The sequence below is a fragment of the Gordonia sp. YY1 genome (assembly GCF_009872315.1).
Taxonomy (GTDB): domain Bacteria; phylum Actinomycetota; class Actinomycetes; order Mycobacteriales; family Mycobacteriaceae; genus Gordonia; species Gordonia amicalis.
Window position 1 is genome coordinate 130,632 of record NZ_WXYI01000010.1, and the last position, 15,714, is coordinate 146,345.

Annotated in this window: 14 protein-coding genes; 4 read left to right on the forward strand and 10 right to left on the reverse strand. The window is 67.3% G+C overall.

Annotated features, from left to right (window positions below; all coding sequences use genetic code 11):
• The first annotated feature begins 40 nt into the window (after positions 1-40).
• On the forward strand, positions 41-427 hold the full coding sequence (locus tag BPODLACK_RS14680; protein WP_159405530.1) for a hypothetical protein: 387 nt from the start codon (positions 41-43) through the stop codon (positions 425-427).
• A gap of 153 nt (positions 428-580) precedes the next feature.
• On the opposite strand, the gene BPODLACK_RS14685 is transcribed toward BPODLACK_RS14680, so the two are convergent.
• From BPODLACK_RS14685 to BPODLACK_RS14710, 6 genes are all read right to left on the reverse strand, one after another.
• Positions 581-1,726: a glycosyltransferase gene (locus BPODLACK_RS14685; RefSeq protein ID WP_006435266.1), complete on the reverse strand. Its 1,146-nt coding sequence runs from the start codon at positions 1,724-1,726 to the stop codon at positions 581-583.
• Between the two features lie 13 nt (positions 1,727-1,739).
• Positions 1,740-2,960, reverse strand: a complete 1,221-nt coding sequence (locus BPODLACK_RS14690; protein ID WP_006435265.1) for a lipopolysaccharide biosynthesis protein — start codon at positions 2,958-2,960, stop codon at positions 1,740-1,742.
• Positions 2,948-4,123: a glycosyltransferase gene (locus tag BPODLACK_RS14695; RefSeq protein ID WP_006435264.1), complete on the reverse strand. Its 1,176-nt coding sequence runs from the start codon at positions 4,121-4,123 to the stop codon at positions 2,948-2,950. Before BPODLACK_RS14695 ends, BPODLACK_RS14690 begins: the two co-directional genes overlap by 13 nt.
• Positions 4,123-4,749, reverse strand: a complete 627-nt coding sequence (locus tag BPODLACK_RS14700) for an acyltransferase (protein WP_024498662.1) — start codon at positions 4,747-4,749, stop codon at positions 4,123-4,125. The genes BPODLACK_RS14695 and BPODLACK_RS14700 overlap by 1 nt, the downstream gene beginning before the upstream one ends.
• 8 nt (positions 4,750-4,757) lie before the next feature.
• Complete coding sequence (locus BPODLACK_RS14705; protein WP_210737933.1) at positions 4,758-5,903, reverse strand: glycosyltransferase; 1,146 nt, start codon at positions 5,901-5,903, stop codon at positions 4,758-4,760.
• Between the two features lie 178 nt (positions 5,904-6,081).
• The gene (locus BPODLACK_RS14710) at positions 6,082-7,149 is read right to left on the reverse strand and encodes a cellulase family glycosylhydrolase (RefSeq protein WP_024498663.1); all 1,068 of its coding nucleotides are present in this window, start codon (positions 7,147-7,149) and stop codon (positions 6,082-6,084) included.
• Positions 7,150-7,370: 221 nt separating this feature from the next.
• On the opposite strand from BPODLACK_RS14710, the gene BPODLACK_RS14715 reads away from it, so the two are divergent.
• From BPODLACK_RS14715 to BPODLACK_RS14725, 3 genes are read left to right on the forward strand one after another with little or no spacing between them, the layout of a single operon-like run.
• A complete protein-coding gene (locus BPODLACK_RS14715; protein WP_006435260.1) occupies positions 7,371-8,366 on the forward strand; it encodes a GDP-mannose 4,6-dehydratase in 996 nt (331 codons plus the stop codon).
• On the forward strand, positions 8,363-9,352 hold the full coding sequence (locus BPODLACK_RS14720; protein WP_159405531.1) for a GDP-mannose 4,6-dehydratase: 990 nt from the start codon (positions 8,363-8,365) through the stop codon (positions 9,350-9,352). Before BPODLACK_RS14715 ends, BPODLACK_RS14720 begins: the two co-directional genes overlap by 4 nt.
• Positions 9,349-10,875, forward strand: coding sequence for a sugar transferase (locus tag BPODLACK_RS14725; RefSeq protein ID WP_006435258.1), 1,527 nt, complete (start codon positions 9,349-9,351; stop codon positions 10,873-10,875). Before BPODLACK_RS14720 ends, BPODLACK_RS14725 begins: the two co-directional genes overlap by 4 nt.
• An 86-nt stretch (positions 10,876-10,961) precedes the next feature.
• On the opposite strand, the gene BPODLACK_RS14730 is transcribed toward BPODLACK_RS14725, so the two are convergent.
• The 4 genes from BPODLACK_RS14730 to BPODLACK_RS14745 are packed head-to-tail and all read right to left on the reverse strand — an operon-like array spanning position 10,962 to position 15,590.
• Positions 10,962-11,858 carry a sialate O-acetylesterase gene (locus BPODLACK_RS14730; protein WP_006435257.1) on the reverse strand — a complete coding sequence of 299 codons (897 nt, stop codon included), beginning with the start codon at positions 11,856-11,858 and terminating at the stop codon, positions 10,962-10,964.
• Between the two features lie 5 nt (positions 11,859-11,863).
• On the reverse strand, positions 11,864-13,087 hold the full coding sequence (locus BPODLACK_RS14735; protein WP_024498666.1) for a lipase family protein: 1,224 nt from the start codon (positions 13,085-13,087) through the stop codon (positions 11,864-11,866).
• Positions 13,084-14,349: an acyltransferase family protein gene (locus tag BPODLACK_RS14740; RefSeq protein ID WP_006435255.1), complete on the reverse strand. Its 1,266-nt coding sequence runs from the start codon at positions 14,347-14,349 to the stop codon at positions 13,084-13,086. The genes BPODLACK_RS14735 and BPODLACK_RS14740 overlap by 4 nt, the downstream gene beginning before the upstream one ends.
• On the reverse strand, positions 14,346-15,590 hold the full coding sequence (locus BPODLACK_RS14745) for an alpha/beta fold hydrolase (RefSeq protein ID WP_051349608.1): 1,245 nt from the start codon (positions 15,588-15,590) through the stop codon (positions 14,346-14,348). The genes BPODLACK_RS14740 and BPODLACK_RS14745 overlap by 4 nt, the downstream gene beginning before the upstream one ends.
• Positions 15,591-15,714 lie beyond the last annotated feature (124 nt).

Here is a 15,714-nt window from a genome sequence, read left to right on the forward strand (position 1 = left end):
CTCGAAGGGGTAACCGAATCGCGAGAAAGACGTGGAGCGAATGGGCGTGATTCCGGGAAACAGCGGCGTCGCGACACAATTCATCGCCAACGGATTCAACATGCCGAAATTCAACACGGTGAAGTTCAACGCCCTGCCTCACCACTCACCATGCGCCGTCCTCGTCACGTCCGACTGCTGTCAACCACACCGGCTCTCCGGGTTCCGTCGGCACCGTCTTCTCCAGCAACCGCCCGACCCCGAGACGTCTTCGCCGATTTCGTTCTCCGGTGGCATCGTCCGAGCTCACGACCACCAGAATGACAACGGTCACACCGGTGTGTCCTGGACGAATGCCGTTCTGCGCCGCGCGGATACCCAAGAGCCTATGGGACGGCTTGACGCCTCACAACTCGGGGGCACCCACATCGAATCGGCCACCGCATGAATACCGCCGAATTCCCCGGTCGACAATCACCGAAAAGATCGAAATGGATTTCGTCATTTTGCGCAATTCACGTTCTCGTATGAACCGCGAAGTGTTGCGAATATCGGGCAGATGCCCGTGGTCCGCGCAGACGACATCGCATGGCCCGGCTCGTCAATGGTCGACCGGAACCGGTCCTCGACTCAGCAGCGCTTCCACAGCCTGGTGCGGAATGCGCTGCTCCCAGCGTTCGGCATTCGCCTCGAAAATCCGTGTGCCCTCTTTTCTCGCCAGATCGACGTCCAGGAGGAATGCACGCGCACGTTCGACGAATTCGTCGGGATCGTCGTAGGCGGTCAGCCCGAAAACCGGTTCGAGTGACCCGATCGCGGCGGTGGTGCCCACGACGGGCAATCCACGGCTGGCGGCGTCGAGCAGTTTCACCCGGACACCGCCGCCGGTCCTGATGGGTGCGACGAGGGCGCGACAGGTACCCAGGAAAGCGTCGAGGTCCTCCACGAATCCGACGTCCCGGACGCCCTCGGGCAACGGCGGTGGTGTCGCGCCCGGCTTGGGAGCGCCGACGATGCACAGCTCGGCATCCGGGATACCGTCCGAGATGCGCGGCCACAGTCGCAGGATCTCCAAGAAGCCTTCCTGATTCGGTGGCCAGTCCCGGGTACCCATGTACACGAGCCGCGGGATCTCGAGGCCGCCACCCGCGCGGGTCGCGGGCGGCAGGGTGAGATCGATCCAGCGAGCACTCGGGCACCCGCGCTTCCGGTAGAACTGTGCTTCCTCGAGGTCGTAGGTGCCGATCGCCGACGCAGCGCGGGCCACCCGGAGCTCATCGGACAGGATGCGCCTCGCCTCCACCGTTCCCGGGAGTCCGCGCGTGAGTCGCCACACCAGTGATTCGGAGTTGACCGTGTTGATCACCAGCTCGCTGCGACCGACCTGTGTCGAGCGCAGATAGGACTCGGCCATGTACGAATGCTCGGCGAGGAAGACGTCGCTGTCGAGATCGTCGACGGTCCGGACAAGGTCGTCGGTGTCGAAACGGACGTGGCAGACACTGCGCCGGGTCCGCAGACTGCTGCCGATGAGCGCCGGGAGCAGTACGGGCGGCTTCGGCACCCGGATCACCCTGCCGTCGGCCGAGATCCGCGGAGCGTCACCGGTGGTGAGATGGTTGGACAGACACACCGCACGCAGGTCGAACGACTCTGCCGCGATGTCGAAGATCACCCTGGCCAGCGCGACGTCGCCGCCGTGGTCGTGTTCGATGTCCTTGGCCATCATGAAGGTCACAGTCGTCATGCGATCACCCCTGTCATGCGGTTTCCTCTTCTCGGGTGACGAGCCTCGCGGGCCGCACCGACCGAACATAGATCGCGAACAGGATCGCGTCGGTCACCACCGATGCGATCGCCGCCCCGACCGCACCGAAAACCGCCAGCGCGCAGACCGATCCGAGCTTCACCGGGACCAGGACGGCGGCCGCGGCGCTGCGCACGACGTCACGACGCTGCACGTAGAGCACCGTCGTCAGCACGTTGTTCATCACGCGCAACCCGACGAACAGCGAGATCACCACCAGCGCCCAGGCGAGCTCATGTGAGTACGGGGTTGCCAGCATCACGAACCCGGACACCATCACGAGCGCCGATGTCGCCGCCGCCATGATCACGACGTGCTTCACCGGCGGCCCCGCCGCCACCGCGCCATCGGCCGCACGCAGCTGCTCGTGATAGGTCCCGGCAAGCGACATCCCGACCTGGCCCGCCGCCCATCCGACCGTGGCGGCGATAGCGAAGTATCCAGCGACATCGGAATCCGTCACCGCCCCCAGCAACAGGATGTCGCCCTGCATGTAGAGCGCATTCGCGAGATGCTCACCGAACAGGATCGCGATGAGGCGCGCCGAGCCGGGGACCCCCGGTCTGGTACGCGGCGCAAACGTCGCGGCATGGAGGGCGATGACGACATACGGTGCGAGATAACAGAAACTCGCCGTCTCGAGGTCGGCCGACGGCGCGAACTGCAGATAGCCGATCGCGAGTGCGATGCTGACGAACTGCCGTGTGGTGTCGAATCGCATCACCCGATCGGGGTGGCCGTCGCGGAGTGCGCGGCTCTTGACCGCATTGAACACGATCTCGCCGCCGGCGACGGACAGTGCGAACCACACCAGATACGGTGCGCCGAGACACAGCGCGCCCACCACCATCAGACCGAGCCCCAACAGGACCCGGGTCACGCGCTCGGCTGCGAAGGCATCCTCCGCCTCGCGGATGGCACGCACCGCGAACGGATTGTCCAGTGGGGCCGCGATGATCGCACCGAGTGCGAAGGCCATCGCGTACTGCCCGTAGGCGCCGATGCCGAGGTGGAAGGTGAGAGCGACGGTCCAGCCGAGACCGGCCGCTCGTCCGCCGTAGGTCCAGCCGGCGGCCGCGAGCGCCTTGACGACGTGGCGTCGGCTGTCGACCGCCGACGCCGCCTCATCGGTGCCGGCCACACCGGTCTCGGCGGCGCCGCTCAGGCCCGGCACAACGCCCTCGCCCAGGTGTCGAGGTAGGTTCTGACGACCTCGTCGGGTTCACGCACCTCGCGCATCTCCTTCAGCGCCTCCCCCATCGCGGACAGCCGATCTCGCGACGTGACGAGTTCCGCCGCGGCCGAGGCCAACGCGTCCACTGTTTCCTCGTGCGTCCGTCCGCCCTCCTCGACGACGAGGACACCTCCCTCGGTCCGGAGCTCGCCGAGCGCACCGTGGCCGGTACACACGACCGGAGTGAGGTGTGCGATCGCGTCGGAGACGACGCTCGATCCGGGGAACGCCTCACCGTAGAGGCTCCGCGTGCCGTAGGGCACGACGAGCGCTCGGACGGAGGAGAAGTACGCGGGAAGATCCGCGTCGTCGACCCCGCCGAGGATCTCGACCCCGTCGAGGCCGGGTAGGGCTTCGGTGCCGCGGCCGGCGATCCGGATCGCGATGTCGTCGGGAAGGACACCCCGAAGCCGTTCGACATGCTCGAAACCCTTTCCGCGATAGACCAACCCGAACAGTCCGACCGCTTTCGGGCGATCCGGTGCGGCAACGACCTCACCGCGGCTCCAGACGGGCATGTGTGCATGCCGCACCGTGGTGTCCGGGTAGGCGCGCAGCAACGACCGCGCCCCGGCGTGGCTCATCGCGAACAGTGTCCGGGCTCCGACCACTCTCCGCTCGATCGCACGCGATAGCGGCCGGAGCGGGAAATGTACTGCGTGGTTGAGGAATCTGCGCCGCTCGAGGAACGCGACACGTCCCGGCCACCACACGAGACCAGGCGGATCGTGCACGGTCGCACTGACCAGGACGCCGCGTCGAATCCGTTCGAGTCCGGCAGTCGGCCAGAAGGATTCGACCGATCCGCCGGAGAACTCACCGTGCACGACGACCGGACGACCATCTGCGGCGTCGATGAGTTCGATGATCTCGCGGCGTCGCGCGCGCAGGTCGGTGACCGTGTCGGTACCCGGCCGCGGGTGCCGGACCTCGTGGAAGTCGGTGAGCCGCCGCCGCAGCATGTCCGCGAACACCTCGGAGTACGCCCCGACCCCGCCCGCGCTCCGCTCGGCGGCGACATAGATGACGCGGGCCCCGTCCAGCCCGTCCAGCCCGGACGTCCCGGGTTGCCCGATCGTCCCCGGCGTCGACTGCCCCGTCATCAGTAGAAGAGCGGCCGGTACTTGGGCCGGTACCGCAACGCCGACTCGGGCCGCCGGGAGATCGTCGTGGCCGGAACACCGCCGACGATGTCGAGGTCGGCGACGTCCTTGCTGACGAGCGCGCAGGCGGCGACCACGGCGCCTCGGCCGATGCTGACCCCGCTGACGATGGTGGCGCGGCTGGCGATCCAGGCGTAGTCGCCGATGTGGACCGGTTCGAGGACGGCCGCGAACTCCGGACTCGCCGGGTCGTGTTTACCGGCGATGATCTGGGTGTCGCTGGCGATCACCACGTTGTCGCCGATGCAGATGCCCGACCGCGCGTCGAACAGCACGCGGAAACCGATGGAGCAGGCCTCCCCGATGCGGATCTGGTCGATGTCGAAGACCTGGCACCCGCGCAGGATCGACGTGTCCTTGCCGATCTTCGCGCCGAACGCACGAAGGAACGCCTGCCGGATGGTGTGCGACGGGAGGTGGGTGACGATGGTGTTGTACAGCAGGATTCCGACCCGGTTCCTGGCCTTCGCGATCGTCGAGATCTCGGTGAAGGTGTACCGCGGATGGAAATCCGCGCGCTGCGGGACGGTCGGACCGGCGGGTCCGGCCGCCGGCGGTGTCGTCATCTCGGTACTCACGTGCGCTCCGCTCCCCTCGTGACCACGGCCTCGGACACGAGGTTCCTGATCTCCTTGATGAATGTCTCCTCGCCGAAATGGGCGACGTGTGCCTTGATCTGTTCGGCATCCCAGTCGCGCGTGGCGATCTCGGCGACGGCGGCCCGGATGCTCATCGGGTCGGGTGCGTCGAAGAACACGCCGTTCACGCCCTCCGCGATGGTGTCGAGGAAGCCGCCCCAGCGCAGTACGGCGCAGGGTTTGCCCCGCATACCGCCCTCGAGTGGCGTGAGACCGTAGTCCTCGTAGCTGGCGGCGATCACGGCGGTGCAGTGCTCGTACAGCCACCCCATCTCGGCGTCGGTCAGGTCGCACAGCATCGTCACGTTGTCGGGCGCGGTCGCGCGCAGGCGGTCCGCCTCGGGTCCGCGGCCCACGACCACCAGGTGCTCGTCGGTACCCCGGAAGGCATCGATCACCGCGTCGACGTTCTTGTACGCCAACAGGCGTGAGATACACAGGTGGTACGGGCGTACCGGTACACCCGCGGGCGCATCTGCCGTCCCGGACGGTGCCGGGGGCGGGATCACCGGAGCCGAGACCACCGTGGAATCGAGACCGTACGTCGCCGCGATGCGGTCGCGGACCGCACTCGATATCGCCAGATAGCGGTCACAGCCCAGTGCGGCGGCGCGGTCCCAGCGACGGAGTGCGGGGCCGAGCATCCTGATCGCGAGTCTCTTGATCGCACTGGATGATTCGCCGAGGTAGACATCGGTCTGGTAAAGCCAGCGAGCAGGCGAATAGCAGTAGACGAGCCGGTAGCCGGTGGTGTCGAAGCCGTGCGCCCAGCCGCTCGAACTCACCACCACGACGTCGGCGTCGATCCGCATCCGCGACGCGGCGAACGGCAACACGGGCAGCGCGGAGCGGTGATCGGTCCGCAGTGCCGCAACACGATTCACGGGTGAGGTGATGATCGTCTTGCCGCGGAACTCGTCGTAGGTCTGATCCGGCTCGTACAACAGCGTGTAGATCGGGGCATCCGGAAATGCCCTGCTGAGGGACAACACGACCCGTTCCGCCCCGCCCCGCTGAGTCAGATAGTCGTGAGCGATGGCCACTCTCGGCACTTTGTCCACGACGATCCCAGCATCCATCATGTGCACCACAGAACCACTTCTCCCCCGACTGATTACGAGTGCACGCACTCGTGCGGACCCCGATGCCCGCTCGAGAAGAATCGTAATGTGGAAACGCCCACTCCGGGCGGCGTGCTCGGTGTATGTGAGCTTGCCAACGCGGAGCGGGCGCGAGATCGTGCCTCCTTCAGGCGGCGGGTCAGGCCGCTCCCAGCACGCCTGCAGCGTATTTCGGGGTCCAGTCGTGTTTGTAGACGGCACCGAAGTTCTGTTCACGATCAGCCGGGTCGGGCCCGTTGTCACGGATGCTGTAGATGAATGTGGGGCCCACGAATCCGGCGGAGACGGCGAAGCTCATGACGTCCGTGATCTGCTTCGCCTGTTCCCATTCCGAGACGGCGTCGGCTGCGGTGCCGGTCGGAGCGCCGAGCTCGGTGAACCAGATCTTCTTCGCACCGTCGCCGCGCGCGATCATCAGGTTGCGTACCGCCGGGACGTCGGTGACGGCGTTCTCCGGATTGGCGTACAGGCCGCCGGGGAACACGTACGGGTGCATCGCAAGGGCGTCGAAGCTGCCCTTGGCACCGGCGTTGTACATGGCCGTGACGAAGTTCGGCGGCGAGTTCCAGCCGCCGGAACGGGCCAGACCTGCGGCGATGACGGTGGAGCCCCACTGCGTCGACTTGATGGCGCTGTAGGCGGCCTTCAACAGGGAGGTGTATCGCGCGGCGTCGACGGTCCACCCGAAGAAGATGGGCAGGTTCGGCTCGTTCCAAATCTGGTAGTTGGTGACCTTGCTGCCGTAGCGGGCGATGAACTTCTTCAGGAAGGCGGCCAGATCGGCGTTCTCGGTGGGCGGGGCGGTGAAGAAGGACCCCACCGGACGCGACCACGGCGGCGACGACACCACATTGGCCAGGACCTTGAGACCGCGGGCCCGTGCGGCGTTGATGATCCGGTCGGGGGTGGACCAGTTGTAGGAGTTCCTGGTCGTCTCGATCGCATTCCAGTCGATCGTCACACGCAGCCAGGTCGCCTTGGTCCGCTTGACCGCGTCCAGCTCACGACCGAGGTCGGAATCGTTAAGCCACAGCAGACCCGCGCCGCCGGCGAAGCCGAATCCGGCCGTGGTGACGGGCACCGCCGCATCGGTGGGGCCGGCCGCACTCCCGGAACCGAACCAGCTCGAGGTGTCGGGAGCCGCTTTCGCCGAACCCGACACGCTCCCGCCGATGACGAGTCCGAGCACCAGAGAGATGCTCACCACAAAGGCGGAGAGGAAGTGGGTTCTCGAAAGGCGGAATTGCCCGGATGATCGTATTGTCATGGCGCAGAGAGTACCGCCAAGTTCGGGGACCCATATGGGTGGCGGATTCCGAACCGGCTGTGTTCGCAGGTTTTACATGCTCTGGTCGGGGAATCAGTGCGTGTTCGAAAGTCGGTGACACGACATCGATGTCGTTCACCTCGCGCTGGGAGAAATTGTCGATGAAATCTGCGTTGATCACCGGTATCACCGGGCAGGACGGCCTCTACCTCGCCGAACTCCTGCATGCGAAGGGTTATCGGGTCGTGGGACTCGTTCGGGGACAGAACAATCCGAAGGCAGCCCGCCTCGCCGAATCACATCCGTACGTCGACATCGTGAGCGGCAATCTGCTCGATCTGTCCAGCCTGATGCGGGCCATGACCTACGCGAATCCGGATGAGGTGTACAACCTCGGCGCGGTCTCCTTCGTCGCCTACTCGTGGCAGAACGCCCGACTCACGAGCGATGTGACCGGTACGGGCGTACTGAACATGCTGGAAGCGGTTCGGCTCCATCAGGATACGACGGGCAAGGACATCCGCTACTACCAGGCGTCCAGCTCCGAGATGTTCGGGAAGGTGCAGGAGGTCCCCCAGCGCGAGTCCACGCTGCTGTGGCCGCGCTCGCCCTACGGCGTGAGCAAGGTCTTCGGCCACTACATGACGATCAACTACCGCGAGTCCTACGGGATGCACGCAAGTTCCGGAATCCTGTTCAACCACGAGTCGCCGCGTCGCGGCCCCGAGTTCGTCACCCGCAAGGTCACCCAGGCGGTCGCCCGCATCGCCCTCGGCATCGACGACTCCATCGCCCTCGGGAACCTCGATGCGCAGCGCGACTGGGGATTCGCCGGTGACTACGTCCGCGCGATGTGGTTGATGCTCCAGCAGGACATCGCCGACGACTACGTCATCTCGACCGGCGAGACCCATTCCATCCGGGAGTTGCTCGACGTCGCGTTCGGGGTCGTGGGCATCGACCGGTGGGATCATCTGGTCCGCATCGATCCCCGCTTCTTCCGTCCCGCCGAGGTCGATCTCCTCATCGGCGACAGCACCAAGGCACGTGAGCTCCTCGGCTGGAAGCCCGAGGTCGGTTTCGCCGAGCTGATCACGATGATGGTCGAGGCCGATCTCGACACCGAGTCGAAGAAGCTGGCCGGCAAGGTCGCATGACCCCGCCACGTGCCCTTGTCACCGGCGCGAACGGGCAGGACGGGCACCTGCTGATCGAGGAATTGGTCACGCTGGGTTGGGATGTCGTCGCCGTCGTACGACCGGGCCGAGCGGTGGGTCGCTCGTCCGGTGGCAATGTGGTAATGAGTCCGGTCGACCTCGCCGACCCGGAATCGACGCGCCGCGTGATCACCGACCACGCACCCGACCACATCTTCCACCTCGGCGCCGTGTCCTCGGTGTCGGAGAGCTGGCACGATCCGCTGACGACCGCCCGGGTGACCGCGATGTCGACCGTCGCGATCCTCGAGGCGGCGTCCGCACTCACCGACCTCGGACACCGTGTCCATGTCGTCAACGCCTCCAGCGCCGAGATCTTCGCGGGATCCACGATCACGCCCCAGGACGAGACCACGCCGATCGCGCCGGCGTCTCCCTACGGGGCGGCGAAAGCGTACGGCCACACCATGGCCGGGGTGGCGAGGTCGAAGGGATTGCAGGTCGCCAACGCCATCCTCTATCCACACGAGTCCCCGCTGCGTTCCACTCGTTTCGTGACCCGGAAGATCACCGCCGGAGTCGCGGCGATCGCGGTCGGCAGCACCGAACCACTCGTCCTGGGCAACCTCGATGCACGCCGGGACTGGGGGTGGGCGGGCGATCATGTGTCCGCGATGATCACCCTCGCCGTGAACCGGGCCAACGACGACTACGTGGTGGCGACCGGCGAATCCCACAGTGTCGGTGAGTTCGTCGCCACCGCCTTCGAGGTGGCCGGGATTCCGGAGTGGGAACACCTCGTGACGACCGATCCGTCGTTCGTCCGGCCGGCGGACGGCGTCGATCTGGTGGGCGATCCACGCAGGATCCGCGATGAGTTCGGCTGGCGGCCCAGGACCGGATTCACCGAGGTGGTCGAGGCCATGGTCCGGCACGACCTCGCCCTCCTCGGCGCGGACCAACCCCGGCGAGCGGCAATCGCATGACCTCGGCCCGCGACACGGTCCCGGGAGATCCCGGTTCCGGATTCCCCGGCGGAGCCCGACGCCTGATGTCGGTGCGTCGCCGGCAGTTCCGCTCACGGTCCTGGGTCCCGAGGTACACGAGAGCCCTCCGGTACACCGATCTGGTCGTGGTGGTCGCGTCGGTGGCACTGGCGCAACGACTCCGGTTCGGTCCCAGCGGTGCCCTCCACTCGGCCGCGGCGGTCCACCTCCCGTCGATCCTGGTGTCCGCGGTCCTGGTCGCCGTCTGGATGGTCGCGATCGCCGCCTTCCAGACCTACGACCGCCGGATCCTGGGATCCGGTCCGCAGGAGTACAGCCGCGTCGTCACCGCATGCTTCGCGGTGTTCGGCGGACTGGCGATCGTCGATCTCCTGGGCGGACTGAACATCGCCCGCGGTTACCTGGCGCTGGCCCTGCCGATGGGAACCATCGGACTGTTGCTGAGCCGGAACATCTTCCGCCGTCTCCTCGCACGGGCACGGGTCTCCGGGCGGCACCGTGAGTCGGTACTGATGGTCGGCGGTGTGGAGTCGGTGCGGCCGACCGTCCGGCGACTGGCGGCCGCCGCCCCACTGGGATACCAGGTCGTCGGCGCGTGCCTACCGCCCGGGCATCGTGGTACGGACACCGACATCGACGTCGACGGGGTGGCGATCCCGGTCCTCGGAGATTTCGACGACGTCCTCGCCGCCGTCGGGGCGTCGGGGGCGACCACCGTTGCGGTCACCTCGGCTGACGCCCTGGGGCATCAGGCGATGCAGGACCTGTCGTGGAATCTGCACGGACTCGACGTCGACATGGTGGTCGCACCAGGTGTCACGGATGTGACCGGTCCCCGGATGATGGTGCGTCCGGTCGCCGGGCTGCCACTGCTGCACATCGATCACCCGCGTTACGAATCGGCCACTCGGTTCCGCAAGGCCGCTCTCGATCGCTGTGGCGCAGCGGTTCTCCTGCTGGCACTGGCACCCGTGTTCCTGGCGGTTGCGGTCGCGGTGGTCGTCGACTCCGGCTTCCCGGTCTTCTATCGGGCCGACCGGGTCGGGCTGGGCAACAGGAACTTCCGCATGTGGAAGTTCCGGTCCATGATCGCCGGCGCCGACCGCATGAGGGACCGGCTCGGCGACCGTGACGACGGCGCGGGCCTGCTGTTCAAGGTCCGCGACGATCCGCGGGTCACCCGGGTCGGCAGGGTGATCCGCGCCTTCAGCCTCGACGAACTCCCCCAGTTGTTCAACGTTCTCACGGGCCAGATGAGCCTCGTGGGTCCGCGTCCGCCGTTGCCCGACGAGGTCGCGAAGTACGACGGTCGCGTCGCACGGCGGATGCTCGTCAAACCCGGGATGACGGGACTGTGGCAGGTGTCCGGGCGCTCGGACCTGTCGTGGGAGGAGTCGGTCCGGCTGGACCTCTCCTATGTGGAGAACTGGACCATCATGCAGGACCTGACCATCTTGTGGCGCACCGCACGAGCAGTCGTCGCGAAGGACGGAGCGTACTGAGCCCCGGGCACCCGCCGCCCGGAACGGTCGCCACTTCGGCCCGGAATTGCGTTCTCCACCCCGCGATTCGGAGACCGAAGTGGCGATCACTCGTTGCGGGAAGGGCCGGCAAGATCCCGATAGGCCTCGAACATCGCGCGTCCCAGCTCGCGCTGTCCGGCAGCGCTGTAATGGATGGTCTCCCCCGGGTTGTGCATGCCCTCCGGCCCCGGTACGTGGGCACATGCCGCGTGCCGGTCGGGTGTGGTCGCGTGGACATCCGCGATACCCGGGTACCGCGGATGTCCCGTGGCGATCTCCTCGGGCACCATCTGGCCGAGGATGAACGGCACCACCCCGAAATGGTCACGGAGACCGCGGATCAACGTGTCGAGCCGGTCCTGATAGACGTCGGGTGGCGTCAGCGGGACATCGCTCTCGCCCTGATGCCAGAGGATCGCCGCGAGTCGTGAACCGGCGCCCGCGGCGGTGAGAGCGTTGCCGATCTGCCGGACGGCGAGGTCGTACAGATTGACGCGCACGGACCGGTTCGCCGGGTCCCAGCTGTACCCGTTCTTCTGATGGAACGACGTGTCGCCGCGAGCCGACGGGACCAGCAGCACTGCCTCACCGGTGTGGTCGGCCAGCAGGGAACCGAACGTCGTCGCGAATCCGGCCCCGGCACCGGGGATCTCGTGGAGCAGCGGGTCCTCGGCCTGCAGTATCCGCCCGCGCCGCCGGCCGCATCCCGGCCACTGGTGGACCCGACGATCCGGCTGGGTGGGAAGCGCATCGACCCCGGCCATTCCGGCACCATGCGCATTCGACTGCCCGAGAACCGCGACCACCGAGTAACGATCGGCCGGTTCGACGGCGGTCCCCGCGGCGAGTAGACGTTTCACCGCGTCTTTCGTGCGGATGATCCGCTGGGCCCTGGCCGGCGCGTCCCCGTGGATTCGCACGTCGGACTCCGAGATCGACTGACCCGTCGTGGGTTCGTGCATGGCGTTCACCTCTCCGCGCAGGTCGACGATGCCGGTTCCCCGGCGAAGCGGGCCGAGATCCACGGCAGCAGTGCGGCCGCGTCCACATCTGGGTGCCCGCGGTCGGCTTGGTAGTCGACGGTCACCGAGTTGCCGGCGGCACAGGCGCGTTCGACGAACCTCGCAGTCCACTCCGCATCGATGAAGGTGTCGCGGCCGCCGTAGAGGACGTACATCGGCACCGGTGTCGGGGCCACCGGTACGGCATATCCGGCGAGGACCTCCGACAACCTGTACGCGGACTCCGGCGTGCCGGGTCCGATGTCGCGCGGCGCCAGCGACTCGGCCGCCTGCGCCCGGCCGGCGACTGCCGGTCCCGTACAGGCGGACAACGTGTCCCACGTCGCCACCGCCGCCCCTCGCCGGTAGTCGTCGAGCCGTACCGCCGGGTCGCGACGTGACCACGCCTCGACGATCCACTGCAGCATGAGCTGCTGGTCACCGGTGATCGTGCCGTTCCGGGACTTCTCGACCACATCGGCGATGTCCGCGGCCGGGACCATCGCGGCCGCACCGAGCATCGTCAGACCTCGGCCGTACTCGGGTGCCGCCATCGCGGCGGCCAGAACGGCTCCGCCACCCTGGGATCCGCCGTAGGCGACCCACTCCTCGGAGGCGTAGGGCACCACCGCCCGCAGCGCCCGGACGGAATCGATCACGTTCATACCCGCGGTCCGGGCGTCGAGATACGGGTGCACTCCCGGACTCCCGAGGCCCTGGTAATCGGGCAGTGCCACCACGAAACCCGCCTTGACGAGCCCGTGTGCGAGTTCGCCGAGACCGTACATCCCGGCGGCGACGGAGGGTGCGCACGGCTCGTCGATGCCGGTGGTGCCGTGCGCGAACGCCACGACCGGCCTCGTCTGACCGGCGTCGGGTTCCGGACCGGTGACCACCAGTCCACTGACGACGGTGGGTTCTCCCGAGTTCGCATCCGTGGACCAATAGGTCACCCGGATCGCGCGGGCGTCGTCGAGACGTGCCGAGATCGGCAGCGAGCCGGTGTATTCGGCCGACACCACCTTCCCGGGGCCCTCGACGATCGCGAACGGCACCGGGCCGTCCGCGGGGTCCCGGACTACGTTGACGAGACGGACACCCGAGATCACCATGACCAGCATGATCGTGTGCGTCACCAGCGCGAGCGGTGCCGCGATGAGGAGGGGATGCCGGCGGACGAAGCCGGTCATCGCCGACGCATCCTCCTGGCCACCACCATGGCGGGCTGCTCGATGTATCGATAGGTGATGCTCGCGAACACGAGGCTGACCGATCCGACGAGCAGGACGTTGACGATGAGACCCGTCACCGAATCACCCTGCAGCAGTCCGAGTCTGCCGATCACGATCATCAGCGGGAAATGCCAGAGGTAGATGCTCAGCGAGATCCGTCCGCTGTAGTCGAGCGGCTTCCAGTCGAGCGCGGTGGCGAGCCTGCCCTCCTGTCCCGCGGCGAGCGGCAGCACGATGATCAGGATGAGCAGCGCCGAGGACAGCGCTGTGAAGGTCGACTGATACGACGAGCCGGCCGCGATCAGCACCAGCATGATCAGCATCGACGGTACGAGCGCCACCGCCGACGCGATACGCAGACGCCGGGCGCCCCGAACCGAGATGTGGCCGGTGCCGACCGCGACGAACGCCGCGACGGCGAGCATGCCGAACGCGAAGTTGTCGGCGGCTGCGAAGAAGCTCCGCAGGATCACGGCGACGGCGTTGGGTCCCCAGTTCTGCTCGGTCACCGCGGTGATGCCCCGGGCCTCGGCGACCCGGCTCGCGACCATCTTGCCGATCGTCCCGACCACGATCAGGATCACCGGTGGTGTCACCACGAGGATCGCGGCATGCGTTCCGAACCGCCGCCGTAGCCACCACATGGCCATCCCGAACAGCGGCAACGACAGGTAGAAGCCGAATTCCAGTGTCAGCGACCACGATGGGCTGATGCCTGTCTGCAGGTACTGCGGGAAGTAGGTCTGCGTCAGGGTCAGGTTGGTCAGGAGCATCACCGGGTCGGTGATCATGCCCGTCCCGGTGTCCTTGCCGGTCTCACTCACGACGAACTCGTTCACGACGAAGCAAGCCTGGAGAACGTAGTTGGTGATGAGGAAGATCAGCAGGTACGCGGGGAACACCCGCAGCAGACGATGCGTCGCGTAGGAGCGGACATCGGGCGGGGACTCGCGGCCGCTCACCAGGCCCTTCACGTACGGGAGGTAGAGCAGGAAGCCGGACAGCGCGAAGAAGAAGATCAGGGCCTGACCCAGCAGCTGGAGTCCGCCACTGGCCATCGTGTCCGGCGAATTCTGCACGGCGACATGGACGATCAACACCGCCCAGCACGCGATTCCCCGCGGGCCGTCGAGGCCACGGATCCGACCGGCGTTCGGTGTCTTCTCGGTTGCGGGGACATCAACGGCGGGGATTCCCCGCCGTTCCAGGTTCTCGGTCATCCGGCTCTCTCGATCTCTGCGCATCGGTTGTAGCTCGGTTCGTCGTCGAATCGGGCGGTCAGCCAGCCCACCACCTGGCGGCCGTCGATGCCGCCGTGGTCGGCCGCGGGTTGGAACTGGGTGTGGACGATGTCGCCGCGTGCGCAACTGCGCCGCACGGCCGCCGCGGTCCACTCCGACCGGATCAGTTCGTCCTTGCCGCCGTAGATCACGATGGTCGGCGCCGCTGCGGGCAGGTCGGGAACAGCGCGTTCGCGCAACAGTTCCCGCAGCTCGGTCACGGCCTCGGGCGATGTCGGTCGGAATTCGTCGGCGCTCAGCGACTCGAGCACCTCGGCTCGCTGTGCCCCACGGGACGCCGAACACTGCGACAACTCATCCCAGGACGCGACGACCTCGGGCCCGACGAACCGGCGCAGGTCCAGCTCCGAGTTCTCGGCGTTCAGTGCCAGCAGCAGCCAGTTGTACAGCCCGTACTGTTCGACGGTCATGGCGCCGGAGGCCGCGAGGTCGGCGAGCCCGGAGACGTCGGCAGCCGGCGACAGCGCGGCGACACCCACGAGATCGAGTTCACTTCCGTACGTCTCGGCCAGCGCGTTGGCGGCCCACGCCGCCTGCCCGCCCTGTGAGCCACCCAGGGCTCCCCACCGGGTCCCGGTCTCCGGCACGAGATATCGGGCCGCCCGGACCGCATCGATCACGTTACGGCCGGAGGTGCGCGCATCGAGGTACGGATGGGTCGGACGCTGCTCGTCCGGATCGCCGAGGCCCTGGTAATCCGGGACGACGACGACGTAGCCCAGCTGGAGCCAGCTCGCGGCGGTGACCGCCAGGTCACCCAGATCGGACTTGAGCGTGACACCGCATTCGCCGAGTACACCGCTCGTGCCGTGCGGCAGGACGATGACCGGCCGGCCGCCTTCCGGCGCCGGACCCTTGGGAGCGAAGAACGCTCCCCACGTCTCGGTCTCCTCGCCGGTCCGGCCGTCGGTCGACACGTACTTGACGCGCAGCGCCAGTTGCGAATTCGCCCGCACCCGGCGGTCGAGCAACGGCATCGTCTCGGCTGCCCGCAACGCGCCGGGTCCAGCTCCGTCGGTGTTGACGCGATACTCGACGCCTCCCGCACCGGTCGTCGGAGTGGCCTGTTCGTCGGCGTCGGATGAACAGCCGGCGACGGCAATCACCGCGGCCACCAGCACCGACGTCATCCTGATGCGCCCGCTCGATCGTCTCCCCATCACGCTCCCCCTCCGATCGCGCCCACGATAGGCGCACCCCGATGTGCGGCGTCTGACGTACGCGGGACCCGCGCCTCCCGCGGATCCGACCGGCGTTCGGTGTCTTCTCGGTTGCGGGGACATC